This is a genomic window from Streptomyces sp. NPDC088246 (assembly GCF_044741025.1).
Classification (GTDB): Bacteria; Actinomycetota; Actinomycetes; order Streptomycetales; family Streptomycetaceae; genus Streptomyces.
Genome location: NZ_JBIURV010000004.1, coordinates 106456 through 132806, shown reverse-complemented (window position 1 = coordinate 132806; position 26351 = coordinate 106456). Strand labels below are relative to the sequence as shown.

Below are 26351 nucleotides of genomic sequence, written 5' to 3'. Positions count from 1 at the left end.
CAAGACGGACAGCGGCGTTACTGACTCCGGCCGACGGACATCTGATGGTTGATCACGAGCCCGACGGCCGGGTTCGTGACACCGGAGGAGACCTCCGCCGTGACCCTCATCACCTTCAACCCCCCTGCCCCAATGGGCACTTGCCACTCATTCGGCGCCGCCCGCAATTCCGCGCGCCTAAGTCGCGGCCGCCGCCGGCAGAGCCGCATACTGACGGGCGCGGGCCTCGCCCTGCTGCCCTGGCTCGGCTACCTCGCCGGCACCCTGCCGCCCGCCGAGGCCGCCGCCTGGGTCACCCTCGACGCCCTGGAGGCCGCCGCGCTGCTCACCGCCGGCAGCCGCCTGCTGCACGCCGGTACTCGTTACCGCGCACCCGCGGCCGCCGCGGCGGTGCTCCTCCTCGCCGACGCCTGCATCGATCTCGCCACTGCCGCCCCCGGCCCGGAACTGGCCACCGCCGCCGTCATGGCCGCGGCCGTGGAACTCCCTCTCGCAGCCCTGTGCGCGGCGCTCGCCGCACGCCCGGCACGGGGTGCCTAGCGCGCATTCCGCACTCCCGCCACACTCCCGCCCACCATGACCTGGAACGTACGCGTCGATCCACAGCTCTGCCAGGCATCGGGCATGTGCGCCGGGAGCGTCCCCGAGGTGTTCGCGCTGGACGGGGAGCACGCCCGGGCGATCCCCGACGGCATCGAACCGGACGAACGGGTCCTGGACGCCGCCGACATCTGCCCGGCCCAGGCGATCACCGTGCACGAGGGGGCATCGGTCATCGGCCCGCGCCGCGACTGAGGCCCCCACACACAGCCGCCCCGTGCCGGGAAGAACGATCCCGGCACGGGGCGGCTGCGTGATCGTCCGAACAGGTCGGTCCTAGCCGAGCCGCTCCATGATCCACTGGGGGCGGCCGTCGGGGAGGAGGACCACGCGCCGACCCTCCGTCGTCAGGGAGCCGAACTCGCCCCGGCCGAGGGCGATATTGACCGGCTGGTTATCGGCCGCGCCCTGGATCGTCCACTGGTCGGGCTGCTGGCCGCACTGGTCCACCCACACGGCCGGCGGGAAAATCCGGATCGGCGAGAGCGCCAGGCAGCGGTTCTCCCCGCGCGCCTCGACGATCTGGGCCAGACCGTTGCCCTGGTTGCGGACCTCCCACACGGTGCCGGGGTTGCAGGGCTCGATGTGGCCGCCCAGCGGGCCTTCGCCACCCGCCAGGCACGCGCCGGTGCGCACGTCACGGATGAAGTACGCGCCGTCGGCGGCGTCGGCGGCCTGGGCGGGGGTGGCCAGTGCCGCCACGGCGACGGCGGACGCGGCGAGAGACAGGATCGAACGGATACGCACGGGACTCCTCGTACGAGAAAGAAAGACTCAGGGAGAACGAGCCAAGAGCGGCCCGCCATCTCAAGATCACAAACATGTGCGGCCGTTCGCGCGCTCGCGAGGCCTTCGGCCCGTTTTTCCACCCCAACAGCGGCGGCGCGCCCGGATCACGCACGGCGCACTCTCACCGCCCCCGCGCGCCCCCATCAGGCGAAATCCCCCGGAGCTCAAGCCGCGAAGTCCGAGCGCTCTTTCCGAGGAACGGGAGGTGGGCCACTTCCCACCCACCCTCCCCACCCGGCCAGTTGACTTTTCGTGACCGGCTTGCCACGGATGGTGGCGACGCTCTAGCGTTCCGATAAACGAACGACCCCTGCCGGTGCTGTAACACCGAAACAGGGGCCTGACCACTTCGATCGTTAGGCCCGATCTGATGGCTGCCAGCCAGCTTAGTGCCGCCCCGTACGCTCCGCACGTACCCCTGCCCACGCCCCCGCATCCCATGGCCAATCCGGGTTACGGCAAGCGTTCCGCACCCGCCCAACGCCCCCGCACCGACCGCGATTTCGCGCATCTGCCGCCTCGCGAGGCGTCCATCGCGGCCTACATCGACCGGCTGCCCGACGGCGCCGACATCTCCGTGAAGACGCTGGCCAAGGTCCTCCCGTACGGGCAGTGTGCGCTGCGGACCGCCCTCAACCGGCTCCAGGACGCCGGGCATCTGCGGCGCGGCAGCGAGTGCGTGGCCAATGACGAGGTCCTGCTCTGGGTGACGCGGACGTTCTACTCCCGCACCGCGCGGGACGACGACTGGTGGGCGGCGTTCACCCGGGGAGACGTACCGCCGGAGCGGTGGCACCAACACCCCACCCGTTCCCGGGCGTTCGTACTGCTGGCCGCGCTGGGCCGTACCGCCCCCTCACTCACCCTCTCGGCGGCGGACTGTGCGGCGCTGGAACCGCAGGTCACCGACTGGTTCGAGCGCGGCGCCACAGAGGCGGAGCTCCTGCACGCCCTCACCGACGGCCTGCCCACCCCCGTCCACCACGCGGCGGCCCTCGTCCGCAGGCGGCTGACCGACAAGATGCCACCCGAACGGGTCACTCCGGCACAACGGGGGACGGTGTTGCGCACCCTCGAATGCAGCGAGTGCCGCGCACCCGGCAGCGCGGAGGCCCTGATCGGCGGCCGGTGCGGATCATGCCGGGGCAACCCCGTCGACGCTCCCACCAGACCTGCCGGAACCGTCCAGGCCACCGGCGTACGAAACCGCATGAGCGAGGTCCGGGCCGCGATGGCCCCACGATCCGAGAGGAAATAGCGATGACCGTGCGGCTCATACATCCCGTCCACCTCCTCGTCGACCGCGACAACGACACCGTCACGGTCTCCAGCGAGCCGAAGGACGGCATGTACCAGCAGCGCCCCTCGTATCCGTTCGGCGCCACCGTCCCCCTCCCCGACCCGGTCGGATTCGCCCTCGACACGGACAGGCTCAAGGACTTCGTCCGCTGACCGCCGGATGTCCGAAACCGGCTCCCACCTGGGAGTGGTTTGATCCACTTCCTCTTCCTGGTCACTACTGCGCGTGTTCACCTTGACACCCGCTGTAACAAACCAGTCCAAAGGGGAACGAACCATGTCCGAACCGACCTACGAGCAAATCGTCTCGGAGCTCCACAGCAAGCGCCCCATCACTCTCGCCCCCGGCCCCCGCCTGGACGCCGAGAAGCACGGCGCCCTCCCCCTGCCGCCCAACACCGTGTGGGACCTGCCGGGCGGCACCGCCTGGGTCTACTACGGCGAGGGACACTCGGGTCTCACGCGACCCGTGATCTTCGCCGACGGATTCAACACCGGGCCGAGCAGCCTGGACTTCTCCTGGGAAATCATGGAGTTCGGCGACTACGCGCTCATCAGCGAACTGCGCCGCCGGGGACACGACGTCATCATTCTGGGCTTCCATGAGCGCCGTGCATCGATTCTGGACAACTCCCGGACCGCGCAGGCCGCGATCCTGCACGCCATCGCGGAACGGCAGGGCGACGCGTCGCTGGCCGTCGGCGGGTTCAGCATGGGTGGGCTCGTCACCCGGCACGCGCTGGCCAAGATGGAGAGCCAGGGCATCGACCACCAGACCTCTCTCTACTTCTCGTACGACAGCCCGCACCGCGGCGCCTGGATCCCGATCGCGCTGCAGGCGTTCGCGCACTACATCAAGGATCTCGACAGCCGGTTCTCCGACCAGATCAACAGCCCGGCCGCCCGTCAGCTGCTGTGGCGGCACATCGAGAAGTGGGACGGGACGCCGGACCAGAGCGACGAGCGCGCCGCGTTCCTCGCGGAGATGGAGGCCATCGGCGAATGGCCGCGGCGGCCGCGGCTGATCGGTGTCTCCAACGGCGTGGCCGACGGCACCGGTACCGATGCGCAGGCCGGCGAACTGGCCCTGGAGGGCAAGGGCCTCTCGGTCGTGGGCACCAAGCTCTACACGCAGTCCCCGGGCGAGAACGAACTCGTCGCGAAACTGCGGGTGGTGACGCTGAAGACCAACCAGGTGCATACGTCCGGACTCCCATCGATCGACGGCGCACCCGGCGGCTCGCTGGAAGGGTTCGGCATCCTCGCCGACGGGCTCAACGCTCTCAACCTCCTCCTCGGGTTCAAGACCGACGTGCGTATCCGCTCGCACTGCTTCGTGCCCGCCGTCAGCGCGGTCGACGTCGGCGATCCGGACACGGACGAGGAGCTGTACAAGGACATCTCCGCGCTCCCGCCGAATGCCGGCGGGCTCGACGAGTTCAAGCTCTCGTCCCGCAACGAGGGGCACACCCTCGTGACGGAGGAACTCTGCACCTGGCTCCTCGACCGGCTTCCGTAGACCGACCGGCACATGGGGGGTGGGAGAAGGAACGGGGCTGGGTGCGTGCAGCCGCAAGGCGGAGGAGGGAAGCAACGCGAATGGGGTCTCCCCTGCTCGACCGAAGCCGAGAGCTTGGGGAAGTTGTTGACCGACGACAACGCCGCAGATGTGCGTGCCCAGCCCCGCGACGCCGCCCCCCATTTGCCGGTCGGTCTTAGTCCGCGGCCCCTTGGTTCCGCAGCCCCGTCGTACGGGGTGTCACGCGCTCACGGTGCTCCGGCGGGCATCGTGGGTGCGTCCACCGCCCCGCCCCGTACAGAAACGACATCGACCCCCGGGACCTGCTGGTCCCGGGGGTCGATGCGGTAAAGCTGTACAGGAACTACCGATCCGTCAGGATCAGAAGTCCATGTCACCGCCCGGCATGCCGCCCGGAGCGGCCGCAGCGGCCTTCTCCGGCTTGTCGGCGATGACGGCCTCGGTGGTGAGGAACAGCGCGGCGATGGACGCGGCGTTCTGCAGGGCGGAGCGCGTGACCTTCGCCGGGTCGAGAATGCCCTCGGCGATCATGTCGACGTACTCGCCGGTCGCGGCGTTCAGACCGTGACCGATCGGCAGGTTGCGCACCTTCTCGACGACGACGCCACCCTCGAGACCACCGTTGACGGCGATCTGCTTGAGCGGGGCCTCCAGCGCCAGCTTGACGGCGTTGGCGCCGGTCGCCTCGTCACCCGAGAGATCCAGCTTCTCGAAGACGGCCGAGGCCTGGAGCAGAGCCACGCCACCACCGGCGACGATGCCCTCCTCGACGGCGGCCTTGGCGTTGCGCACCGCGTCCTCGATGCGGTGCTTGCGCTCCTTGAGCTCGACCTCGGTCGCGGCACCGGCCTTGATGACGGCCACGCCGCCGGCCAGCTTCGCGAGGCGCTCCTGGAGCTTCTCGCGGTCGTAGTCCGAGTCGGAGTTCTCGATCTCGGCACGGATCTGGTTGACGCGACCCTGAACCTGGTCGCTGTCACCGGCACCGTCGACGATCGTGGTCTCGTCCTTGGTGATGACGACCTTGCGGGCGCGGCCGAGCAGGTCGAGACCGGCGTTCTCCAGCTTGAGGCCGACCTCCTCGGAGATGACGGTGCCACCGGTGAGGATGGCGATGTCGCCGAGCATGGCCTTGCGGCGGTCACCGAAGCCCGGGGCCTTGACGGCGACGGACTTGAAGGTGCCACGGATCTTGTTGACGACCAGGGTCGACAGGGCCTCGCCCTCGACGTCCTCGGCGATGATCAGCAGCGGCTTGCCGGACTGCATGACCTTCTCCAGCAGCGGAAGGAGGTCCTTCACGTTGCTGACCTTGGAGTTCACGATCAGGATGTACGGGTCGTCGAGGGACGACTCCATGCGCTCCATGTCGGTGGCGAAGTACGCCGAGATGTAGCCCTTGTCGAAGCGCATACCCTCGGTGAGCTCCAGCTCCAGACCGAAGGTCTGGGACTCCTCGACGGTGATGACGCCTTCCTTGCCGACCTTGTCCATGGCCTCGGCGATGAGCTCGCCGATCTGGGTGTCGGCGGCGGAGATGGAGGCGGTCGAAGCGATCTGCTCCTTGGTCTCCACGTCCTTGGCCTGCTCCAGGAGGGCGGCGGAGACGGCCTCGACGGCCTTCTCGATGCCCCGCTTGAGGGCCATCGGGTTGGCACCCGCGGCGACGTTGCGAAGGCCCTCGCGGACGAGAGCCTGGGCGAGAACGGTGGCGGTGGTCGTACCGTCGCCGGCGACGTCGTCCGTCTTCTTGGCGACCTCCTTGACCAGCTCCGCACCGATCTTCTCGTACGGGTCCTCCAGCTCGATCTCCTTGGCGATGGAAACACCATCGTTGGTGATCGTGGGGGCGCCCCACTTCTTCTCAAGGACGACGTTGCGACCCTTGGGGCCAAGGGTGACCTTGACGGCGTCGGCGAGCTGGTTCATGCCGCGCTCGAGACCGCGCCGGGCCTCCTCGTCGAACGCGATGATCTTGGCCATGTGAAGTGGTCCTCCCGGACAGGGGTGGATTTCTCCGGACCGAGTGGCGCCCGCGACGGACGGCCTGCGTGTCCGGTGGTTCCTTGCCCCACCGGACCTGCGGGCCTCACCGGCCCGGTCCAAGTTCTGTCACTCTCACCTGGAGAGTGCTAACGCCAATGATTAGCACTCGACCCCCTAGAGTGCAAGCGTCCGCCTCGGGGTGTGGACAACGACAGCCACTCACGGGTGGCCACGGACGCGGACGCACGGAGGGCCCGTACCTCAGGGGTACGGGCCCTCCGTGCGTGAGTAGTGTCGTTGGCCGACCGCGTCGAGCTCAGCCGACGGCGAGCTTGACCATGTCCGCCTGCGGCCCCTTCTGGCCCTGCGAGATCTCGAATTCAACTCGCTGACCCTCTTCGAGGGTGCGGTACCCGTCCATCTGGATCGCGCTGTAGTGGACGAAAACATCCGCACCACCGTCGACCGCGATGAAGCCGTACCCCTTCTCCGCGTTGAACCACTTGACGGTGCCCTGAGCCATGCCTAACTCCCCTATTACTGGCCCTTGCACAGGACCGCACTTCGCGGACCCGGGTCAGAACTCACCCCCCGACAGGAGAGGGTGCGTGCGCCGGAACGCGTCGACCGCGGCCGAATGTATCTGCCCAACTGCCCTCTGCAACAGGTCAATCGGACGAGAATTCTGGGCAGCACCGAACGCCCGAATATGAGGAATTCATGAGATTCCAGGGCAAGTCGGGCCAGGCAAAGGTGACTTATGGCGCAAGCAGATCGCACACTTTGGCTGCTTCTTGTCGCAGCCGGGCGCATTCTCATATGCGGGCGGCACGGGCAGCTGGGGGGACTTCCCACACTGTACCGCGCTCAACCATGCAGAATTGCCCCCTCCGCTTCTCTCGCGGAGGGGGCAATACCGATAACGCGGTGAAGTCGGACGGACGGTCAGCACCCGCCTGCGACTGCCGGGATGATCGAGATGCCCGCGCCGTCCGGCGTCGCCGTCTCCAGGCCACCCTCGAAGCGCACGTCGTCGTCGTTGACGTACACGTTCACGAAACGGCGCAGCTTGCCCTGGTCGTCCAGGACGCGGGCGGCGATGCCCGGGTGGTTCTGCTCCAGGGACTCGATGACCTGGGAGAGGGTCGAGCCCTCGGCCGGGACCTCGGCCTGGCCGCCCGTGTAGGTGCGGAGGATGGTGGGGATGCGGACCTTGACGCTCATGAGGGGTGCCTTTCTTCGGTCTCGGGTGGTCAGCTGGCGGCGAGGCCGGCGGCGCGGAACGCGTCCAGGCTCGGGCGGATCGTCGCGGTCGCCTGCGAGGTGGCGGCCACCGCGTCCAGGGTCTTGAGGCCGTCACCGGTGTTGAGGACGACGGTGGTCAGCGTCGGGTCGAGCAGACCGGCCTCGATGAGCTTCTTCGTCACGCCGACCGTCACCCCGCCCGCCGTCTCCGCGAAGATGCCCTCGGTGCGCGCCAGCAGCTTGATCGCGTCGACGACCTGCTCGTCGTCGACGTCCTCGACCGCGCCGCCGGTGCGGCGGGCGATGTCCAGGACGTACGGGCCGTCGGCCGGGTTGCCGATCGCCAGGGACTTGGCGATGGTGTTCGGCTTCTGGGGCCGCACGACCTCGTGACCGGCCTTGAAGGCGGTGGAGACCGGGGAGCAGCCCTCGGCCTGGGCGCCGAAGATCTTGTACGGCTTGTCCTCGACGAGACCGAGCTTGATCAGCTCCTGCAGACCCTTGTCGATCTTCGTGAGCTGCGATCCGGATGCGATCGGGATGACGATCTGGTCGGGCAGCTGCCAGCCGAGCTGCTCGCAGATCTCGTACGCCAGAGTCTTGGAGCCCTCGCCGTAGTACGGACGCAGGTTGACGTTGACGAAGCCCCAGCCCTCGCCGAGCGGGTCGCCGATGAGTTCCGAGCAGAAGCGGTTGACGTCGTCGTAGTTGCCCTCGATGCCGACCAGCTCACCGCCGTACACCGCGGCCATGACGACCTTGCCCTGCTCCAGGTCGTGCGGGATGAACACGCAGGAGCGGAAGCCGGCGCGGGCGGCGGCGGCACCCACCGCACCGGCGAGGTTGCCGGTGGAGGAGCAGGACAGGGTGGTGAAACCGAAGGCACGGGCGGCCTCGACGGCGATGGCGACGACGCGGTCCTTGAAGGAGTGCGTCGGGTTGCCGGAGTCGTCCTTGACGTACAGGCCGCCGGTGACGCCCAGCTCGCGGGCGAGGTTGTCGGCCTTGACCAGCTTGGTGAAACCGGGGTTGATGTTGGGCTTGTCCGCGACATCGGCGGGGACCGGCAGCAGCGGCGCGTAACGCCAGATGTTGTCGGGTCCGGCCTCGATGCGCTTCTTCAGCTCGTCGGGGGAGCCGCTCGGCAGGTCGTACGCCACTTCGAGCGGCCCGAAACAGGACGCGCAGGCGAAAATGGGGCCGAGCTCGAAACGCTCGCCGCACTCGCGGCAGGAAAGCGCCGCGGCGGGTCCGAGGTCGACAGCTTCGGCGGAAGAATTGGTGCTTACTGCAACAGTCTGCACGGCCATGATGGCGGAGGCCCTTTCTCCTCATCTTCCTTGCGACGCGTTTCGCCACAAGACGGAATTGGCACCTTCCCCACCGTGACCTCGCGGTCGGCAGGAGGGTTGCCGGGACTTCAACGGGCCGTTCCCTCAGTCCCTCTGGATGAGCGCTGTGGCACCGGATCAACGATCCAGGCATTTGTTGGCGGACTGACCCCGACATGCGACGGCCATCCGCGTTGTTCAAGACTGTAACCGAAGCACCGGACAGTTGAGATAGTCGTCCGAACCGCGAGATGGATCACATACAGGGAGTATCGACCGTGCTGGAAGAGGTCGAACGCTGGCTGGCCAGGCGTTCCTGGTCGGTCGCCGACCGCCCGCTGGACCGCATCCTGGCCGCCAAGGCCAGGGACCCGCGCCGCGGGAGCGTGAGCGTCGTACTGCCCGCGCTGAACGAGGAGGCGACGGTCGGCCATATCGTCGCGACGATCCGGCGCGAGCTGATGGAGAAGGTCCAGCTGGTCGACGAACTCGTGGTGATCGATTCCGGTTCCACGGACGGCACCGCGAAGGTGGCCCGGGAGGCCGGCGCCCGGGTGGTGCACCGGGACGGGATACTCCCCCGGATACCCGCCGTACCCGGCAAGGGCGAGGTGCTGTGGCGGTCGCTCCTGGTGACCGGCGGTGACATCGTCTGCTTCATCGACGCCGATCTGAGGGACTTCTCGGCGGACTTCGTCTCCGGCGTCGTCGGCCCGCTGCTGACCGACCCGAGCGTGCAGTTCGTGAAGGCGATGTACGACCGCCCCTTCGGTGACACCGCAGGTCAGGGGGGTCGTGTCACCGAACTGGTGGCCCGTCCGCTGCTCAATCTGCACTGGCCGCAGCTGGCCGGTTTCGTCCAGCCGCTGGGCGGGGAGTACGCCGTACGCCGCTCCCTCCTCGAACGACTGCCCTTCCCCGTCGGCTACGGGGTGGAACTGGGCCTCCTGGTCGATGCGCTGCACACGGTGGGCCTGGACGCGCTGGCCCAGGTCGACGTGGGGGTGCGCAAACACCGTCACCAGGACGGGCAGGCGCTCGGCCGGATGGCGGCGACGATCTACCGGACCGCTCAACTCCGTCTTTCCCGAGGTCACTTGGTGCGGCCTTCGCTCACCCAGTTCGAGCGCGGCGAGGACGGCTTCGTACCGCGCACCCATGCGGTGGACACCGAGGAGCGGCCCCCGATGCGCGAGATCGAGGAGTACGTTTCGCGCCGCGCGGCCTGACTTCGCACGTTTGGGCGGTTCGTGATCTGGCTAGATTCCGCAACATGGTCTCCGCGTACGAAGCCCAGTCCGCTGCCCAGGTCCTCGTTGCGTCCAACCGAGGCCCGGTGTCGTACACCCTCGCCACGGACGGATCACTCGACGCGAAGCGCGGCGGCGGCGGGCTCGTCTCCGGGCTGAGCGCCGTCAAGGACAAACTGTGGGTGTGCGCCGCGCTCGGTGACGGGGACCGGGAGGCGGTCCGGCGCGGGGTCGGTGAGCAGGGCGTACGGATGCTCGACATCGACGCGGCCGTCCACACGGACGCGTACAACGGCATTGCGAACTCGGTGCTCTGGTTCGTCCACCACATGCTGTACCAGACGCCGCTGGAGCCGGTCTTCGACGCGGAGTTCCGGCGGCAGTGGGCGTCGTTCGAGACGTACAACCGGGCCTTCGCCGAGGCGCTCGCCGAGGAGGCGGGCCGGGGTGCGTCGGTGCTGGTGCAGGACTACCACCTGGCGTTGGTGCCCGGCATGCTCCGCGAGCTCCGCCCCGACCTGCGGATCGGCCACTTCTCGCACACTCCGTGGGCCCCCGTCGACTACTTCCGCCTGCTCCCCGACGACATCGCCGAGCAGCTGCTGCACGGCATCCTGGGCGCGGACCGGGCGGCCTTCCTGACCCGGCGCTGGGCGGACGCGTTCATCGGCTGCTGTACGGAGATCCTGGGCGGCACCGGCCGGACCAGGATCGGGGTGCACGGTCTCGGTGCGGACGCGGACTTCCTGCGCGGGCGCGCGCACGAGGCGGACGTGGACGAGCGGATGGCGTCGCTGCGGAAGCAGGTCGGCCCCGGCCGGAGAACGATCGTACGAGTGGACCGAACGGAACTGTCCAAGAACATCGTGCGCGGCCTGTTCGCGTACCGCGAGCTCCTCGAAGAGCGGCCTCAATGGCGTGAGCGCGTCGTCCATGTCGCCTTCGCGTACCCCTCTCGACAGGACCTGGCGGTGTACCGCGACTACACGGCCGAGGTGCAGCGGGTCGCCGACGAGATCAACGCCGTGTACGGCACGGCGGGCTGGACGCCGGTCGTGCTCCACGTCAAGGACGACTTCGCCCGCTCGCTCGCCGCGTACCGGCTGGCCGACGTGGCACTCGTCAACCCGATCCGCGACGGCATGAACCTGGTCGCCAAGGAGGTCCCGGTCGTCTCCGACCACGGCTGCGCGCTGGTGCTGTCGCGGGAGGCGGGGGCGTACGAGGAGCTGGGCAGCGACGCGGTCGTGGTGAACCCGTACGACGTGTCCGCGACAGCGGCGGCTCTGCACGAGGCTCTGACGATGGCGGACGACGAACGGGCCGCACGCACGGAGCGGCTGGCCGCGGCGGCGGTGGCGCTGCCGCCGCAGCAGTGGTTCCTGGACCAGCTGGACGCGCTGCGGCGGGAGTGAGCCGGCGCGGGCTAGAGCTGTCGCGCCAGGGCTGCCAGGAAGCCGACGACTGCACCCGGGCCGTTCAGCAGCAGATCGGCCCGCTCGGCCAGTTCCGGCACTTCCGCGCTGCCGCTGCAGACCAGCAGGCCCGGGATGCCGTCGGGGCCCTCGGTGCGGAGCTTCTCCACGGCGGCGTATGCGGCGAGGTCACCCAGGTCGTCACCCGCGTACAGAACGGACTCGGCGTCCAGCTCCCGTACGTACCGCGCGAGCGCCACACCCTTGTCCGTGCCCGGCGGGCGCAATTCCAGGACCAGGCGGCCCGGTTCGACGATCAGCCCGTGCCGGGCGGCGAGCTCGCCGAGGGGGCCGCGCAGGGCCTCGAACGCGGCCTGCGGGTCGGCGGCGCGGCGAGTGTGGACGGCGAGCGCCTGGCCCTTCTCCTCGATCCAGGTTCCGTGCCATGAATCGAACCGGTCGAGCACGCCCGGGAGTTCGGCGCGGACTGCGGCCACGCCGGGGTGCGGGGCGGGGGCGTGGACGGTGCCGGAGACGGCGTCCCAGCGTTCGGCGCCGTAGTGGCCGAGGACGACGAGGTGGTCGAGTCCCGGTACTCCGGCGAAGCCGCCGTGCCGGACCGCGACGCCGGCCGGGCGGCCGGTGATCACAGCGATGGAGGCCACTTTCGGGGCGAGCGCGACGAGCGCGTCGACGGCGCCGGGGTGGGCGCGGGCCTGTTCCGGGTCCGGGACGATATCGGCGAGGGTCCCGTCGAAATCGAGTGCGACGACGGCACGGTCCGGGCGCGCGAGGATCGCGGCGAGGGCCTCTCGGCCGGGTGGGGTGGCGGGGGTCGGGAGCTCGGACGGGTTCTCGCTCGGCGCGGGTACGTGCGGATTGCTGCCCATGGGCCGAGCCTATAGGCGTACCGCCGGGCACAGCCATGGGCGACGTGGCATACGGGCGGCGTCCGCGGCGTGACGGACACGCAGCGGCTGACTGCCGCGCGGCCGGCAGCACACACCGGGCCAACGCCCGCAAGACGTGCGAGGGCAGGAAGAAGACGCGGTGGCGGAGCTTGATCGACGTGGACATCATCGGCGAGACCGACTCCCCGGAGAAGGCCGTCACTGCCACGATGACCTTCGACTGCGGCGCGGGCGTGCAGGAGGAAACGATGGGTGATGCGGTGCGGGACTCCACTCTGCTCATGGGCGTGCACGGAGTCCTCACCCGGCATCCCTGGCTCGCATCGCCCGAGGGCACTTCGGAGCCCGACGTCGACGTCTTCGGCCTGGCGGTGAACCGGGCCGAGGTCTACGGGTGGAGCAGCACCCTTCTGGGGGCCGGCATGGAGCTCGGGGGGAGCCGGTGGGGGCACAACGACGCGGGGGAGGACTGGAGGCAGGACGGGCGCGTACGGGAGATCGGCTGGCTCCAGGTGGACGTGGCCTCCCGCTTGAACCGGCAACGGCTGCCCGTCCTGCCGGTGGCGACGGTCCTTGGCGACGTGCTGCGGCAGGTGGGCGACATCCGCGTCACCGGCATGCACACCGTCGCACCGGTGCACCTGGCACCGGACCCCGCCGCCGCCCTCCTGTACACCGCCGGTTGGTATGAGCTGGCCGATCCGGGCTCGGTCAGGGAGATCACCGTGACCGTGTCGGGCCGCGAAGCGGAGCTGGCCGGCCGCGCCGGGCGCGTTCGTGACGAGGCGCTGGCGTGCACCTACGGACGCATGACCGTCGAGCCGGAAACCACCGATGTGGACCTCCCGGGCCTGGCTCTGCCGCTGACCGGCGAGGTGCAGAGCGAAGGGATGCGCCGGGCCCTGGCCTTCCGCTGCCGGGTGCCCGTGTGGTCCCTGGACGCGGCAGCCTGGATCACGGAGGTCTTCGTCGAGGCGCTGCGCGTCACCGGCACCGCGGAACCCGTCGTGATCACCGTCTCCCGCTGAGAGGGTGCCGTCTCAGCGACGCCCTCGCTTCGCGTCGCGGACCCGGCGCAGGCGGTTCACCGTCACCGGGTCCTCCTCCAGCGCGCGGCGGTCGTCGAGAAGCGCGTTCAGCAGCTGGTAGTAGCGCGTGGGCGAGATGCCGAGCTGTTCGCGGATCGCGCGCTCCTTCGCCCCGGGCCCGGCCCACGACTGCCGTTCGACGGCGAGCACGGCACGGTCCCTGGCGGAGAGGCCGACGGAGCCGTCTGTGTCGTCGGGGCCATTCGGAGGGGCGGTCATATCAGCCAACATATCGCCCGGGCTTTAGGCGGGGATTCCGGCTGACGGCCCCGAGTGCCTGCCGGTCCGGGGTATCGCGACGTCAAGGCGGCCCATCACTTCGCGGGCCGCTTCCGCGAGTTCGGGCGGGCCTTCGACGGTGAAACGGCAGTTGAAGGTGACCAGGAAGCCGATGAGCCCCGACCACGACCAGGCGCCCATCCGAATCCGGGTGATCCGCTCGTCGATCGCTTCGAAACTTGCCGCGCCTGGAGCCCACTTCGCCACCAGTGTCGCGGGACACTCCATCAGGACAGTGCCCCAGCAGGGCCAGGTGTCCGGGGTATCACCGCGATCGGGTTGGCTCTGGACGAAGCGGGTGATGTCCCCCTCGGGAACGTCCCGCCGGCCGAATCGCCAAGCGGTGGGGACCAGGTGTCTGATGCGGTCGAGCCGGTAGGTATGCCAGGAGTTCCTGTGCTGGTCGTAGGCCACCATGTACCAGCGTCCGGACCAGACGACGAGCCGGTGGGGTTCGGCCAGGACCTCGCTGTCCTCCACCGGGTCGAGGTTGATGGACCGGTAGGAGAACCTCACGAGGTCACGTTGTTGTGCGGCGGCGCTCAGTTGCGCCAGCAGTGCGGGATCGATCTGGGGCGGAGCAAGCTCCCAGGCGTTCTCGATCTGTTCGATGGAGAAGGTCGCAAGGCGGCGGGCCAGGTGGGGCGGCAGGAGCTCCCTGATGGAGTTCAGCGCACGCTTCGTGGCGTCCCCCATACCGGTCACTGAGGCCGGCGCTGTCTGGAGGGACAGCGCGATGGCAATGGCCTGCTCGTCGTCGACTATCAGCGGAGGGAGACGCGCTCCGCGGGACAACCGGTAGTAGCCGGAGGGGCCTTTTGTCGCCGTGACGGGGTAACCCAGTTCGCGGAGCCGGTTGATATCGCGCCGGACAGTCCGTGGGGACACGCCCAGCCGCTCGGCCAGCCCGTCGCCGGTCCACTCCTTCTGGACCTGAAGCAGACTGAGGAGCTCCAGCGTTCGGTTGGCGATCACGGATCGTCCTCCGGATTGATGTCAGTAGAGGTCAGAATGCGTCCTCTTCTTCTGCCATGGTGCCACGCGTCGGGGGCCGAGACGCGTCCCCGCCGGCCCCAGTACCTCGCCCTCGGCGACCGAACCGGGTGCGTTGCATCGAACAGAACAGAGGAACGCAGTGTCTGAAAATCCAACTCGGCCCTCATCAACCAACCGGGACGCTTGGCTGGGCCTGGTCGCCATTTCCCTCGGTGTGTCGCTGGTGGTCGTGGACTTCACCATCGTCAACGTGGTGATGCCGCCGATCATCGACGACCTCAAGATCTCGGCTTTCGGCGCCCAGTGGATCCAAGAGTCCTACGCGATCGTTTTAGCCGCTCTGCTGCTGGTGATGGGTCGTTTCTCGGACATCGCGGGAGCACGCCGGCTGTTCCTGATCGGGACCGTGATCTTCGGACTTGCGAGCGTCGCCGCAGCGCTGTCGCCCACCGGGGATCTTCTGATCACCAGCCGGTTCATGCAGGGCATCGGTGGCGCGATCGTCATACCGACATCGCTGGCTCTGCTCAACATGACCTTCCGGGGTCCGGACCGCGGCAAGGCCTTCGCCATCTGGGGATCCACGATCGGAGCGGCCGCCGCGGTCGGACCGTTGCTGGGCGGCTGGCTCGCCGAATACTCCTGGCGGTGGGCCTTCGGCATCAACATCTTTTTCGTGCTGCTGATCCTTGCGGGCGTCATGAAGTTCCTGCAGAAGTCCCCTCGGCAACCGGGCAAGATCGACGCTATGGGCGGAGTGCTGTCGGCGCTGGGCCTCGGACTTCTCGCATTCGGACTGATCGAGGGACGCGACTACGGGTGGTGGCAGCCGCGGAAGAGCTTCGGTCCCTTCGGGGACGGGGTGAATCTGTCGGTCGTCCCGGTCGCTCTGGTCACCTCAGTGGTGTGCCTCGTGCTCTTCCTGCTCCTGCAGGTTCGGTTGACCCGAAAGAACGGCACAGCGCCGCTGATGGACACCTCGTTGTTCGGCATCAAGTCCTTCAGTACGGGCAACATCGCGACGCTGATCATCGCATTGGCCGAGTTCGGCATCCTCGCTGTTCTGCCCCTGTGGCTTCAGTACACCTTGGGGTATTCCGCGGTCCAGACCGGGCTGATGGTCTTCGTCGTCGCGATCGGCAGTTTCTTCGCGAGCGGTGCGAGCTTCGGCATGGCCGAAAAGGCCGGCCCTATCGGCCTGGTCCGGATCGGCCTGGTTCTCGAGGCCATCGGTCTGTTGATGTTCGGCCTGCTGGCCAGCAGCGACTCCCAGTGGTGGGTCATCGGAATCGCCCTGTTCCTGTACGGCATGGGGGTCGGTTTTGCCACCGCGCAGGTCACCAACGTCGTCCTGGCGGACGTGCCGCCACAGCAGGCCGGCCAGGGATCCGGAATCCAGAGCGTCGCGCGTCAACTCGGCTCCGCGCTCGGCATCGCGATTCTGACGTCGACGTTCTTCACGACGCTGACCTCCGACCTGTCGGATCGGCTTGTCCAGCAGGGAACGTCCGCACCCGGAGCGGACCAGCTGTCTTCGGCAGTCTCTGACAGCGCGGGCGCGATGATCTCCGGGCTGAGTCAGAACCCGCAGACGGCATCGGCCGCCGCCGCTGCCCGTGATGCCATGTCCCACGCGATCCAGATCAACGGCCATACCTGCGCCGCACTGCTGGCGCTCGGAATGCTGGCGACCTTCCTCATCCCCCGGCGCAAGCCGGATGCCCAGCGGTGGGGAGAGGAGCACGCTCCCAGCGGGGCGCCGGATGCCGGCGTCGACGCCGAGCAGTCCCCCGCCTCTTAGCTAAGGGCCGCCGCCCGTTACTCCGCGTCCTCCGCCGCCCTCGCGTCCTGTGCGATCTTCCCCAGCACGCTCTCGGGGCTCCCGTTCGGCGCGACCGCGTTCCCGATGTGCTCCTTGATCGACTCGCTGGCCCGCGCCCAGGACATCTTGCCGAACGGGTAGAACTCCGAGTTCGCCGGCGCGGCCAGGAACTTCCACAGCGGCTTGTTACCCGGGATCGGACTCCATCGCTGCGGAAGCACTGTCGGTGACCGGCAGCAGGCCGTACTCGTCGGCGAAGTCGATGACGTTCTTGTCGGTGAACAGATAGTCGAAGAACTTGCCCATCTCCACACGGTGGCCGCGCTGCCCGAAGCCCGTGACCCAGTCGGCGACGCCCATCGATCCCCCTGTGGGGCCGCCGGTGCCGGCGATGTGGCACAGGTGGGCGGCACGCTGGTCGCGCATGCCACCGCGGACCCGATGGCGGATCCGATCCGGGCGCAGCGGCTGGCAGTCGAGCTCGCGACGTCGAAGGGGCACGACCCGGACCACCCGCGCAATCTCTCGCGCAGCGTGATCCTTTCGCCCTGAGCCCGCTGTCCGAGTCCGCTGCTGCGGGGTCACGGGCGCGATTTTGTATGGAGGCGCAACAAACCGCGATAGTGGACTAGACCTTTTGGGGTCCGTCGGGCGAAACTGTTTCCCGTGAAACACGTCATCGCCCTCGATGTGGGCGGCACCGGAATGAAGGCCGCACTGGTCGGGGCCGACGGCGCCCTGCTGCACGAGGCGCGGCGGGCGACCGGCAGAGAACGCGGTCCCGACGCCGTAGTGGAGTCGATCCTCACCTTCGCCGCGGACCTGAGGGCGTACGGCGAGGAGCACCTCGGCGAAAGCGCTGTCGCGGCCGGTGTCGCCGTGCCCGGCATCGTCGACGCCGAGAACGGGGTCGCGGTCTACGCCTCGAACCTGGGCTGGCGCGACGTACCCATGCGGGAACTGCTCGGCGAGCGGCTCGGCGGTGTCCCCGTCGCGCTCGGCCACGATGTGCGCACCGGCGGACTCGCCGAGGGCCGGATCGGCGCGGGCAAGGGCGCCGACCGCTTCCTCTTCGTACCGCTGGGCACCGGGATCGCCGGGGCCATCGGCATCGCGGGCAGCATCGAGTCCGGCGCGCACGGGTACGCGGGCGAGATCGGCCACATCGTGGTCCGGCCGGACGGCCCGGACTGCGGCTGCGGCCAGCGCGGCTGTCTGGAGACCCTGGCGTCCGCCTCCGCGGTGACCCGGGCCTGGGCCGCGGCGTCCGGCGATCCGACGGCGGACGCCGCGGACTGCGCGAAGGCCGTGGAGTCGGACGACCCGGCGGCTCTGGAGGTCTGGCGGAACGCGGTCGACGCGCTCGCCGCCGGGCTGGTCACCGCGCTGACGCTGCTCGACCCCAGCATGCTCATCATCGGTGGCGGTCTCGCCGAGGCCGGGGAAACCTTGTTCACACCACTCCGTGCGGCCGTCGAGGAACGTGTCACGTTCCAGAAGCTGCCCCACATCGTCCCGGCGGCCCTCGGGGACACCGCCGGATGCCTGGGCGCAGGGCTGCTCGCCTGGGATCTTCTCTCCACGGAGGTATCCGCCTGATGGCCGGACGCGCAGACAGCACAGTTCTCGCAGGTGCCCGGGTGGTGCTTCCCACCGGGACCGTCGAGGACGGCCGGGTGATCGTCGAGGGCCCCCGGATCGTCGGCGGTGCGGCGCAGGACGCCCGGACCGTCGACCTGAGCGGCCATTGGGTGGTCCCGGGCTTCGTCGACATGCACAACCACGGCGGTGGCGGCGCGTCCTTCACCTCCGGCACCGTGGACGAGGTCCTCACCGGTATCCGCACCCACCGCGAGCACGGCACCACCACACTGGTCGCCTCCACCGTCACCGGCGAGATGGACTTCCTCGCCCAGCGGGCCGGTGTCCTGTCCGAGCTGGTCGAGCAGGGCGACCTGGCCGGTATCCACTTCGAAGGCCCGTTCATCTCACCGTGCCGCAAGGGCGCGCACAGCGAGGATCTGCTGCGCCACCCGGACCCGGCCGAGGTCCGCAAGCTGATGGACGCAGCGCGCGGCACCGCGAAGATGTTCACGCTCGCCACCGAACTCCCGGGCGGCATCGAGTCGGTGCGGCTGCTCGCCGAGCACGGGGTGATCGCCGCGATCGGGCACACCGACGCGACGTACGAGCAGACCGTCGAGGCGATCGACGCGGGCGCCACCGTCGCCACGCACCTGTTCAACGCGATGCCGCCGCTCGCCCACCGCGAGCCCGGCCCGATCGCCGCTCTCCTGGAGGACGAGCGGATCACCGTCGAGCTGATCAACGACGGTACGCATCTGCACCCCGCCGCCCTGGAGCTGGCCTACCACCACGCGGGCGCCCACCGCGTCGCGCTGATCACCGACGCCATGGACGCGGCCGGCTTCGGTGACGGCCGGTACCAGCTCGGCCCGCTCGCGGTCGAGGTCAAGGACGGCGTCGCGCGGCTGGTCGAGGGCAACTCGATCGCGGGCTCCACGCTCACCCTGGACACCGCGTTCCACCGGGCCGTGACCATCGACAGGATTCCGGTCGGCGATGTCGTGCAGTCCATCTCCGCCAACCCTGCACGGCTGCTCGGCGTGTACGACAAGGTCGGCTCGCTGGACCCGGGCAAGGACGCGGACCTGGTGATCCTGGACGCGGACTTCACGCTCAAGGGCGTCATGCGCAAGGGCGAATGGATCGTCGATCCCCAGATCGGTTGATTTGGCCCGTTATTGACGGCGAGTCGAATACGTAACGAAGAGATGGCGGTTGGTCCGGGGGTCTGGGCCGACCGTCGCCTCTTTGACATGATCGCCTGGGAAACAGGCAGAGAAAGCGCATTCCGTCCAAGGATTCGCGCTCCGGAGCAGGGATCGAGGGAGCGGCCGCGGTGATCCTCACGGTCACACTGAATACGGCACTCGACCTGACGTACGGCGTCCCGGAGCTCGTCCCGCACGCCAGCCACCGCGTCAGCGACATGTCCGAGCGGCCCGGCGGCAAGGGCCTCAACGTGGCCCGGGTGCTCTCCGCCCTCGGCCACGAAACGGCAGTCACCGGCTTCGCCGGAGGCTCCACCGGAGCCGTGCTGCGCGAACTGCTGGCCGGCCTGCCGCCGCAGGACGCGGACACGAAGACCGAGAACGGTGCCACGCCCGCCGCCGCGCCGATCACCGACGCCCTCGTCACCGTCGCCGGGAACACCCGTCGCACGATCGCCGTCGTCGACCGGGCCACCGGCGACACCACCCAGCTCAACGAACCCGGCCCGCTCGTCACCGCCGACGAATGGACCGCCCTCCTCGGCCGGTACGAGGAGCTCCTCACCGGGGCCGACGCCGTCGCCCTCTGCGGCAGCCTGCCGCCCGGCATCCACGTCGGCGCCTACGCCGAACTGGTCCGCCTGGCCCGCACCGCCGGCGTCCCCGTGCTCCTGGACACCAGTGGCGAACCGCTGCGCCGAGGCATCGCCGCCCGCCCCGACCTGATCAAGCCCAACGCCGACGAACTCGCCCAGCTGACCGGCTCCCGCGAGCCGCTGCGTGCCACCCGCGACGCCCGCCGCCGCGGCGCGCACGGGGTCGTCGCGTCACTGGGCCCGGACGGCATGCTGGCAATCACCCCCGACGGCGTCTGGCGGGCCTCCCCGCCGGCCAAGGTCCTGGGCAATCCGACCGGTGCGGGCGACTCCGCGGTGGCCGGGCTGCTGTCCGGCCTCGTCGAGGGCCTGAGCTGGCCGGACCGGCTGCGGCGGGCGGTGGCACTGTCGACGGCGACCGTGCTCTCCCCGACGGCCGGTGAGTTCGACCGCGCGGCGTACGAGGAGCTGCTGCCGCGCGTCGGCATCGAGGAACACACCACGGCGGCCTGAGGCCGCGCCCGTCCCGGACCCGCGTTCAGCTGGTTCGAAGAAGTAGTAAGAGGTCAGCATGCCGCTCGTGAGCACCGGCGAACTCGTCTCCGCCGCCCAGGCCGAGGGACGCGGGATCGCCGCCTTCAATGTCATCACGCTGGAGCACGCGGAGGCCATCGCGGCCGGAGCGGAGCGGGCCGGAGCGCCCGCCATCCTGCAGATCTCCGAGAACGCCGTGAAGTTCCACGGCGGGCGGCTCTCCGCCATCGCCGCCGCGGCCGCCGCCGTCGCCCGCACCTCCGGCGCCCCCCTCGCGCTCCACCTCGACCATGTCGAGTCCGTGGAGCTGCTGCACCAGGCGCACACGGAGGGCTTCGGCTCGGTGATGTTCGACGCCTCCAAGCTGCCGTACGAGGAGAACGTGCGGGCCACGGCCGAGGCGGTGACGTGGGGTCATGAGCGCGGCATCTGGATCGAGGCCGAGCTCGGCAAGGTCGGCGGCAAAGAGGGCGAGGCCCCGCTCGACGCCCACGCCCCCGGCGTCCGTACCGACCCGGCCGAGGCCGCCGCGTACGTCCGCGACACCGGGGTGGACGCGCTGGCCGTGGCGGTCGGTTCCTCGCACGCCATGACCGAGCGCACCGCCGCCCTGGACCACGGCCTGATCGGCCGGCTGCGCGACGCGGTCCCGGTCCCGCTGGTGCTGCACGGCTCCAGCGGTGTCCCGGACGACGAGATCCGCCAGGCCGTCGCCTCCTCCGGCATGGTCAAGATCAACGTGGGTACGGCGCTGAACACGGCGTTCACCGGCGCGGTGCGGGCGTACCTGGCCGAAAACACCACGGGCGTGGACCCGCGCAAGTACATCGCCCCCGGGCGCGAGGCGATGGCCGCGACGGTGGCGGGGTTCCTGGCCCTGATGGGCTGAGCCGCTCCGCGCCCGGACGCACTCCGGCCCCCTTCGCCCTGGGCGAAGGGGGCCGGAGTGCGTCCGGGGGACGGTCAGCTCTTCACATGTCCGGCCTTCAGCGACAGCTGATCAAGATTGGCGTCGCACTGGTCGCCCTCGTTGCACGAGATCGTGATCGAGTTCGAGCCCTTGCTGAGCTGGAGCCAGGAGTACGTGGTCGTCCAGCCCTTCTCCAGGTCGCCTTCCGGCGCCTTCGCGTAGTTCTCCATGTTGATGCCGCGGGGAGCCTCGGCATTGACCGTCAGGGACGTCTTGGCATCCTTGCCCGGCACCCCGTACGTCACGAACAGCGTGTACGGACCGGCCTTCGGCACCTCGACCGACCAGGTCGCCGACCTGCCGACCTCGTTGAGGTTGATGTACTGGCCGTTGGCGCTCTTCGCGCCCTTGGTGGTGTTGTCCAGCTGAGCCGAACCGCCGAGCTTCAGCGTCGCCGCGTCCTGCTTGGGGAGCTCGGCCGGGGCCTCGGAGCTCGCGGACTCCTTGGGCTTGGGCGACTCCGAGACCTGGCCGCCGGGTCCGGCGGAGGTGGTGGCCTCGTCCTTCTTCTTGTCCTTGTCGCCGTTGCCCGTGAGCAGCGCGGCGCCGATGCCGATGAGCACGACCAGGACCACCGCGACGGCGCCGATCAGCAGGCCCTTGGTGTTCGGGCCGCCCTTGCCGGGGCCGCCGGTGCGGCCGCGGCCGCCCTGCTGCTGGACCTGCGCGGTGGGGGCGCCGCCGGGGTACGTCTCCGGCGCGGCGTACTGCGCGTTCGGCTGGCCGTACGGCTGCTGGTGCGGCACCTGCTGCCCGTACTGGCGCTCGCCGACTGTCCGCACCTGGTTGTACGAGGTCCGGGGCACGCCGGGCTGCGGGGCCGCCGGGCCCGGGTAGCCGTAGCCGCCCTGCCGTGGCGGCTGGGCGCCTGCTGCCTGTCCGTCCTCGTACAGGTAGCCGAACGGATCGTCGTCCTCGGGCTTGCTTGCGCCGTTGTTCCCGGCCGTCATCCCTGGGTCACTCCTCACCATGTCGCCAGCCGTCGCCGAATTTCGCCAGCCGTGGCCGACCGGCCGAGCCTACCCCGAACGGACCGCACCAAGAATTGCCGTCGCACGTCCTGGAACCGCCACGGGATGCGGGAACAGCACCGTCGTGAACGTCAGCCGGCCCTGCGGTGAACCTTCGCCCGGGACCGCTTCTCCACGTACATCCGCTGGTCGGCGGAGCGCAGTACCTCTTCGGCGGTCATGCCGCACTCCGCCCAGCCGATGCCGAAACTCGCCCCGACGCGCACCGCCCGGCCATCGACCCGAATGGGCGGAATGATGGCGTTACGGAGGCGTACGGCCAGGTCCGCGGCGTCTGCGGCGCCGAGTCCGTCGGCGAGAACAACGAATTCGTCACCACCGAGCCGGGCGACGGTGTCGCCGTCACGCACACAGGTGGTGAGACGGCGGGCCACCTCGATCAGTACGGCGTCACCGGTGTGGTGGCCGAAGCGGTCGTTGATCGACTTGAAGCCGTCGAGGTCGCAGAAGAGGACCGCGAGGCCCTTCGCCCCGTCGTCGTTCTCGGTGTCGGGTGCGACGGAATGCACATGGTGGTCGTACGGGCCGCCGGGCACCGAGTCCACGTCGTAGCCGTGCGTCCGCGTGTCCGGATCGTCGGCGTCGCCGTAGGCCGCGTCCAGCGCCTCCACCGCGGTGGTGGCCACCGAGTGCGGGCGCTCGCAGAGCCGGGAGCCGAGCCGGGAGCGCAGCTCGGCGCTGTTGGGCAGACCGGTGAGCGCATCGTGCGAGGCGCGGTGCGCGAGATGCAGCTCGTGGCGCTTGCGCTCCTCTATGTCCTCGACATGGGTGAGCAGGAAGCGCGGGCCGTCCGTGGTGTCGGCGACGACGGAGTTGCGCAGCGAGACCCAGAGGTAGGTGCCGTCCCGCCGCCCGAGCCGCAGCTCGGCGCGGCCGCCCTCGGCGGAGGTGCGCAGCAGGGTGCCGATGTCCTCGGGATGGACGAGGTCGGCGAAGGAGTAGCGGCGCAGGACGGACGCGGGGCGGCCGAGCAGCCGGCACAGGGCGTCGTTGGTCCGCAGCAGCCGGCCGTGCTGGTCGCCGCCCATCTCGGCGATGGCCATGCCGCTGGGCGCGTACTCGAAGGCCTGCCGGAAGGATTCCTCGCTGGCCCGCAGCGCCTGCTGTTCACGCTCCAGACGGACCAGGGCGCGCTGCATGTTTGCTCTCAGCCGGGCGTTGCTGATCGCAATGGCGGCCTGTGATGCGTACATCTGGAGCGCCTCACGGCCCCAGGCGCCGGGGCGGCGGCCGTTGCGCGGGCGGTCGACGGAAATGACGCCCAGGAGATCGAGGCCGCCGCCGGACGCGTACATCGGGGCGTAGAGCCGGTCCTCGGGGTGCCACTCGTCCTCGAAGCGGGGTTCGGGGCCCTCGGTGTGCCACTGCGGTACGTCGTCGTCGAGGAGGACCCAGCCGTCGGTGTGCGGTATGAAGCAGAGCTCGTCCCAGGCCTCACCCATCGAGAGCCTGCGCTCCCAGGAGCTGCGCGAGCCGACGCGGCCGGTGATCAGGGCTTCTGCGGCGCTGTTACCGGCGAAGGCGGCGACGACGAGATCGCCGTCGGGGCGGACCAGGTTCACACAGGCCAGCTCGTAGCCGAGACCGGCGACGATTCCGTCGGCCACGGTCTGCAGTGTGTCGGCCAGGCTCCGCGCCGTATTGAGATCGGCCACGGCCTGGTGCAGCTGCCGCATCGTCGCAAGACGGACGTACGGCTCCGACTCGGCCTCCATTGCTCGCACTCCCCGAGACCTCGACAGCACTCCAGGTTTCATATCGACGTACTGGCTTCAGTGTCACGGCCACTGAATCACAGTGAGCTGTGCAGTCGGTACACAGGGTCAGCAAATATTGCACTCTGTGACCCAAGTCACAACAGATGGTAAAGGGATCAGAGGGCCGCGCGGATGCGGTCAATCCTTTCCTTGAACGCACATCCGTACGGTGCAGTGCCGGTCCGCCGCCGCCATGGACCGCGGGTCCTAGGACCAGGCTGGTCCCCTGGCCCGATGCGACGGCGCAGCATCCACGGCTAGCGTGCCCGGTGTGTTGCAGACGAAGCCCCCCACCCCGCGTTCCCAGCCCATCCCCCATGCTGAGGGGGTGAGCAACGATGAGTTCCGAGGCGCCCTCGCCCGGCTGGCCGCCGGAGTCGTGCTGATCACCGCCGAGGAGCCGCCGCTCGACGAGAACGGGCGCGGTGAGGACGTCGGGATGACGGCGACCGCTTTCATGTCGGTGTCGCTGGACCCGCCACTGGTCATGGTCAGCCTGCGCAACGACTCACGGATGGACGACCTGCTGTCGGAGCAACCGCTGTGGGCGGTCTCCGTACTCACCGAGAGCCAGCAGCACATCGCCGGCCGGTTCGCGATGAAGGGCCGGATCAGCGACCGGCTGCTGTTCGAGGACATCCCCTGTACAAGGGGGGAGATCAGCCATGCGCCTCTGGTCGGAGGCGCACTGGCCACGCTGGAGTGCCGCACCGAGCAGCGGGTCCTGGCGGGCGACCACACGCTGGTGATCGGCCGGGTGCTGAGCGCGGCCCTGCCGAGCGGGGACGGATCACCGCTGACGTACTTCCGGGGGCGCTACCGGCAGCTGGGGTGAGGCTCGGCATCACGCGGGCGCGGCTACCAGTCGCGGCCGGAGCGGCCTCGCTTCGTCTCGCCGCGCTGCTTCTTCTCCCGCAGGCGGCGTTCGTTGATGCCGCGCGGAATCCTGGTCTTGCGGCGTGGCCTGGGCGGCGGCGCCGTGGCCTCGGCCAGCAGGGACGCGAGCCGTACGAGAGCCGTCTCGCGATTGCGCCACTGGGAGCGGTGCTCGGACGCCCGTACCGCGATCACCCCGCCCACGAGCCTGCTCTCCAAACGCTGGAGCGCCCGCTCCTTCCACACCTCGGGAAGCGACTCGGTCGCCGCGAGGTCGAAGCGGAGCTCCACCTGGGAGTCGCTGGTGTTGACGTGCTGCCCGCCGGGCCCGGAGGACCGCGAGAAACGCCACATGAGCTCGGCCTCCGGCAGGGAGACCGAACCGCGGATGACATAGGGCCCGGACATGGCACCCATGTTCCCCGGACCACAGGGCGTTCGTCACCTTCTTTTGCCGTACGGACCGTACGGACCGTCGGGCCGACCGGGGGACTTCGGTAAAGAAAGTAAAGGGAGCAGGAACCTCACGGCCCCTTGCCCGCGTTATGACCTGTGACGGTAGCTTCGTGACGACATGAAGCCCGCGATCGACGATGAAAGGGACTTCCCATGGCTGTAAGCCTGTCCAAGGGCGGCAACGTCTCGCTCACCAAGGAGGCCCCGGGCCTGACCGCCGTCACGGTCGGCCTCGGCTGGGACGTCCGCACCACCACCGGCACCGACTTCGACCTCGACGCCTCGGCGATCGCGGTCAACCCGGGCGGCAAGGTCGTCTCCGACGGCCACTTCGTCTTCTTCAACAACAAGTCGACGCCGGACCAGACCATCGTCCACACCGGCGACAACGTCACGGGCCAGGGCGAGGGCGACGACGAGCAGATCAACGTCAACCTGGCGGGCCTGCCGGCCGACGTCGACAAGATCGTCTTCCCGGTCTCGATCTACGACGCCGAGACCCGCAGCCAGAACTTCGGCCAGGTTCGCAACGCGTTCATCCGCATCATCAACCAGGCCGGCGGCACGGAGATCGCCCGTTACGACCTGAGCGAGGACGCCGCCACCGAGACCGCCATGGTCTTCGGCGAGCTCTACCGCAACGGCGCGGAGTGGAAGTTCCGCGCGGTCGGCCAGGGTTACGCCTCGGGCCTGCGCGGCATCGCCCAGGACTTCGGCGTCAACCTCTGACGCAAGAGCTCATCACGCGGAAGCCCCCGGCCGTCACGGCCGGGGGCTTCCGCGTG

Annotated in this window: 28 protein-coding genes, 1 pseudogene and 1 riboswitch; of the genes and pseudogenes, 16 read left to right on the top strand and 13 right to left on the bottom strand. The window is 69.4% G+C overall.

Going from position 1 to position 26351, the window contains the following annotated elements; genetic code table 11:
* The first annotated feature begins 99 nt into the window (after positions 1-99).
* Positions 100-540, top strand: a complete 441-nt coding sequence (locus ACIPEK_RS08130) for a hypothetical protein (RefSeq protein ID WP_401992165.1) — start codon at positions 100-102, stop codon at positions 538-540.
* A gap of 36 nt (positions 541-576) precedes the next feature.
* The gene (locus ACIPEK_RS08125) at positions 577-795 is read left to right on the top strand and encodes a ferredoxin (protein ID WP_401992162.1); all 219 of its coding nucleotides are present in this window, start codon (positions 577-579) and stop codon (positions 793-795) included.
* A gap of 81 nt (positions 796-876) precedes the next feature.
* On the opposite strand, the gene ACIPEK_RS08120 is transcribed toward ACIPEK_RS08125, so the two are convergent.
* Entirely contained in the window at positions 877-1347 is a 471-nt protein-coding gene (locus ACIPEK_RS08120; protein ID WP_401992159.1) for a hypothetical protein, read from the bottom strand.
* A gap of 412 nt (positions 1348-1759) precedes the next feature.
* On the opposite strand from ACIPEK_RS08120, the gene ACIPEK_RS08115 reads away from it, so the two are divergent.
* From ACIPEK_RS08115 to ACIPEK_RS08105, 3 genes are all read left to right on the top strand, one after another.
* Complete coding sequence (locus ACIPEK_RS08115; RefSeq protein ID WP_401992156.1) at positions 1760-2647, top strand: hypothetical protein; 888 nt, start codon at positions 1760-1762, stop codon at positions 2645-2647.
* Between the two features lie 2 nt (positions 2648-2649).
* Complete coding sequence (locus ACIPEK_RS08110) at positions 2650-2841, top strand: hypothetical protein (protein ID WP_401992153.1); 192 nt, start codon at positions 2650-2652, stop codon at positions 2839-2841.
* Positions 2842-2965: 124 nt separating this feature from the next.
* Positions 2966-4207 carry an esterase/lipase family protein gene (locus ACIPEK_RS08105; RefSeq protein WP_401992150.1) on the top strand — a complete coding sequence of 414 codons (1242 nt, stop codon included), beginning with the start codon at positions 2966-2968 and terminating at the stop codon, positions 4205-4207.
* Between the two features lie 381 nt (positions 4208-4588).
* On the opposite strand, the gene groL is transcribed toward ACIPEK_RS08105, so the two are convergent.
* The 4 genes from groL to thrC all read right to left on the bottom strand — a co-directional run bounded on the left by groL (position 4589) and on the right by thrC (position 8769).
* Positions 4589-6211, bottom strand: coding sequence for a chaperonin GroEL (groL, locus tag ACIPEK_RS08100; protein WP_383070685.1), 1623 nt, complete (start codon positions 6209-6211; stop codon positions 4589-4591).
* Positions 6212-6530: 319 nt separating this feature from the next.
* Positions 6531-6737: a cold-shock protein gene (locus ACIPEK_RS08095; protein ID WP_003967346.1), complete on the bottom strand. Its 207-nt coding sequence runs from the start codon at positions 6735-6737 to the stop codon at positions 6531-6533.
* 422 nt (positions 6738-7159) lie between these two features.
* Positions 7160-7438 carry a MoaD/ThiS family protein gene (locus ACIPEK_RS08090; RefSeq protein WP_072487929.1) on the bottom strand — a complete coding sequence of 93 codons (279 nt, stop codon included), beginning with the start codon at positions 7436-7438 and terminating at the stop codon, positions 7160-7162.
* A gap of 29 nt (positions 7439-7467) precedes the next feature.
* Complete coding sequence (thrC, locus tag ACIPEK_RS08085; RefSeq protein WP_401992147.1) at positions 7468-8769, bottom strand: threonine synthase; 1302 nt, start codon at positions 8767-8769, stop codon at positions 7468-7470.
* Positions 8770-8787: 18 nt separating this feature from the next.
* Positions 8788-8915, bottom strand: a riboswitch (SAM riboswitch).
* A gap of 153 nt (positions 8916-9068) precedes the next feature.
* Between thrC and ACIPEK_RS08080 the strand changes: the two genes are divergently transcribed.
* Positions 9069-10019, top strand: a complete 951-nt coding sequence (locus ACIPEK_RS08080) for a glucosyl-3-phosphoglycerate synthase (protein ID WP_401992144.1) — start codon at positions 9069-9071, stop codon at positions 10017-10019.
* 44 nt (positions 10020-10063) lie between these two features.
* Complete coding sequence (locus tag ACIPEK_RS08075) at positions 10064-11455, top strand: trehalose-6-phosphate synthase (RefSeq protein WP_401992141.1); 1392 nt, start codon at positions 10064-10066, stop codon at positions 11453-11455.
* 11 nt (positions 11456-11466) lie between these two features.
* Here the strand turns inward: ACIPEK_RS08075 and otsB are convergent, their stop codons facing one another.
* Positions 11467-12345 carry a trehalose-phosphatase gene (gene otsB, locus ACIPEK_RS08070; RefSeq protein WP_383070693.1) on the bottom strand — a complete coding sequence of 293 codons (879 nt, stop codon included), beginning with the start codon at positions 12343-12345 and terminating at the stop codon, positions 11467-11469.
* A 170-nt stretch (positions 12346-12515) separates the two neighbouring features.
* Here otsB and ACIPEK_RS08065 point away from each other — a divergent pair, with 170 nt between their 5' ends.
* Positions 12516-13394: a hypothetical protein gene (locus tag ACIPEK_RS08065; RefSeq protein WP_401992138.1), complete on the top strand. Its 879-nt coding sequence runs from the start codon at positions 12516-12518 to the stop codon at positions 13392-13394.
* A 12-nt stretch (positions 13395-13406) separates the two neighbouring features.
* Here the strand turns inward: ACIPEK_RS08065 and ACIPEK_RS08060 are convergent, their stop codons facing one another.
* Together ACIPEK_RS08060 and ACIPEK_RS08055 are read right to left on the bottom strand one after the other, a co-directional pair.
* Positions 13407-13673: a DUF3263 domain-containing protein gene (locus ACIPEK_RS08060; protein ID WP_383070697.1), complete on the bottom strand. Its 267-nt coding sequence runs from the start codon at positions 13671-13673 to the stop codon at positions 13407-13409.
* A gap of 24 nt (positions 13674-13697) precedes the next feature.
* Positions 13698-14708 (bottom strand): helix-turn-helix transcriptional regulator, encoded by a 1011-nt coding sequence (locus tag ACIPEK_RS08055; protein WP_401992134.1) that lies wholly within the window; start codon positions 14706-14708, stop codon positions 13698-13700.
* A gap of 160 nt (positions 14709-14868) precedes the next feature.
* On the opposite strand from ACIPEK_RS08055, the gene ACIPEK_RS08050 reads away from it, so the two are divergent.
* Entirely contained in the window at positions 14869-16530 is a 1662-nt protein-coding gene (locus ACIPEK_RS08050; RefSeq protein ID WP_401992131.1) for an MFS transporter, read from the top strand.
* 17 nt (positions 16531-16547) lie between these two features.
* Here the strand turns inward: ACIPEK_RS08050 and ACIPEK_RS08045 are convergent, their stop codons facing one another.
* Positions 16548-16772: a hypothetical protein gene (locus ACIPEK_RS08045; protein ID WP_401992128.1), complete on the bottom strand. Its 225-nt coding sequence runs from the start codon at positions 16770-16772 to the stop codon at positions 16548-16550.
* A complete protein-coding gene (locus tag ACIPEK_RS08040; RefSeq protein ID WP_401992749.1) occupies positions 16738-16977 on the bottom strand; it encodes a hypothetical protein in 240 nt (79 codons plus the stop codon). Before ACIPEK_RS08040 ends, ACIPEK_RS08045 begins: the two co-directional genes overlap by 35 nt.
* On the opposite strand from ACIPEK_RS08040, the pseudogene ACIPEK_RS08035 reads away from it, so the two are divergent.
* The 5 genes and pseudogenes from ACIPEK_RS08035 to ACIPEK_RS08015 all read left to right on the top strand — a co-directional run.
* A pseudogene (locus ACIPEK_RS08035) lies at positions 16936-17103 on the top strand (sugar isomerase); the annotation flags it as partial. The gene ACIPEK_RS08040 and the pseudogene ACIPEK_RS08035 overlap by 42 nt on opposite strands.
* Before the next feature lie 114 nt (positions 17104-17217).
* Positions 17218-18150, top strand: coding sequence for an ROK family protein (locus tag ACIPEK_RS08030; RefSeq protein WP_401992125.1), 933 nt, complete (start codon positions 17218-17220; stop codon positions 18148-18150).
* Positions 18150-19304, top strand: coding sequence for an N-acetylglucosamine-6-phosphate deacetylase (gene nagA, locus ACIPEK_RS08025; RefSeq protein ID WP_401992122.1), 1155 nt, complete (start codon positions 18150-18152; stop codon positions 19302-19304). The genes ACIPEK_RS08030 and nagA overlap by 1 nt, the downstream gene beginning before the upstream one ends.
* Positions 19305-19474: 170 nt before the next feature.
* Positions 19475-20455, top strand: a complete 981-nt coding sequence (locus tag ACIPEK_RS08020; RefSeq protein ID WP_382900534.1) for a 1-phosphofructokinase family hexose kinase — start codon at positions 19475-19477, stop codon at positions 20453-20455.
* Between the two features lie 58 nt (positions 20456-20513).
* Entirely contained in the window at positions 20514-21365 is an 852-nt protein-coding gene (locus ACIPEK_RS08015; protein ID WP_401992119.1) for a ketose-bisphosphate aldolase, read from the top strand.
* A 74-nt stretch (positions 21366-21439) separates the two neighbouring features.
* Here the strand turns inward: ACIPEK_RS08015 and ACIPEK_RS08010 are convergent, their stop codons facing one another.
* The gene (locus ACIPEK_RS08010) at positions 21440-22396 is read right to left on the bottom strand and encodes a carbohydrate-binding protein (protein WP_401992116.1); all 957 of its coding nucleotides are present in this window, start codon (positions 22394-22396) and stop codon (positions 21440-21442) included.
* Positions 22397-22548: 152 nt separating this feature from the next.
* Positions 22549-24192: a diguanylate cyclase CdgB gene (gene cdgB, locus ACIPEK_RS08005; RefSeq protein WP_401992114.1), complete on the bottom strand. Its 1644-nt coding sequence runs from the start codon at positions 24190-24192 to the stop codon at positions 22549-22551.
* A gap of 370 nt (positions 24193-24562) precedes the next feature.
* Here cdgB and ACIPEK_RS08000 point away from each other — a divergent pair, with 370 nt between their 5' ends.
* The gene (locus tag ACIPEK_RS08000) at positions 24563-25069 is read left to right on the top strand and encodes a flavin reductase family protein (RefSeq protein ID WP_401992112.1); all 507 of its coding nucleotides are present in this window, start codon (positions 24563-24565) and stop codon (positions 25067-25069) included.
* A 23-nt stretch (positions 25070-25092) separates the two neighbouring features.
* On the opposite strand, the gene arfB is transcribed toward ACIPEK_RS08000, so the two are convergent.
* Complete coding sequence (arfB, locus tag ACIPEK_RS07995) at positions 25093-25527, bottom strand: alternative ribosome rescue aminoacyl-tRNA hydrolase ArfB (RefSeq protein WP_072487942.1); 435 nt, start codon at positions 25525-25527, stop codon at positions 25093-25095.
* A 192-nt stretch (positions 25528-25719) separates the two neighbouring features.
* Between arfB and ACIPEK_RS07990 the strand changes: the two genes are divergently transcribed.
* Positions 25720-26295: a TerD family protein gene (locus ACIPEK_RS07990; protein ID WP_382946185.1), complete on the top strand. Its 576-nt coding sequence runs from the start codon at positions 25720-25722 to the stop codon at positions 26293-26295.
* The last annotated feature ends 56 nt before the right edge of the window (positions 26296-26351 follow it).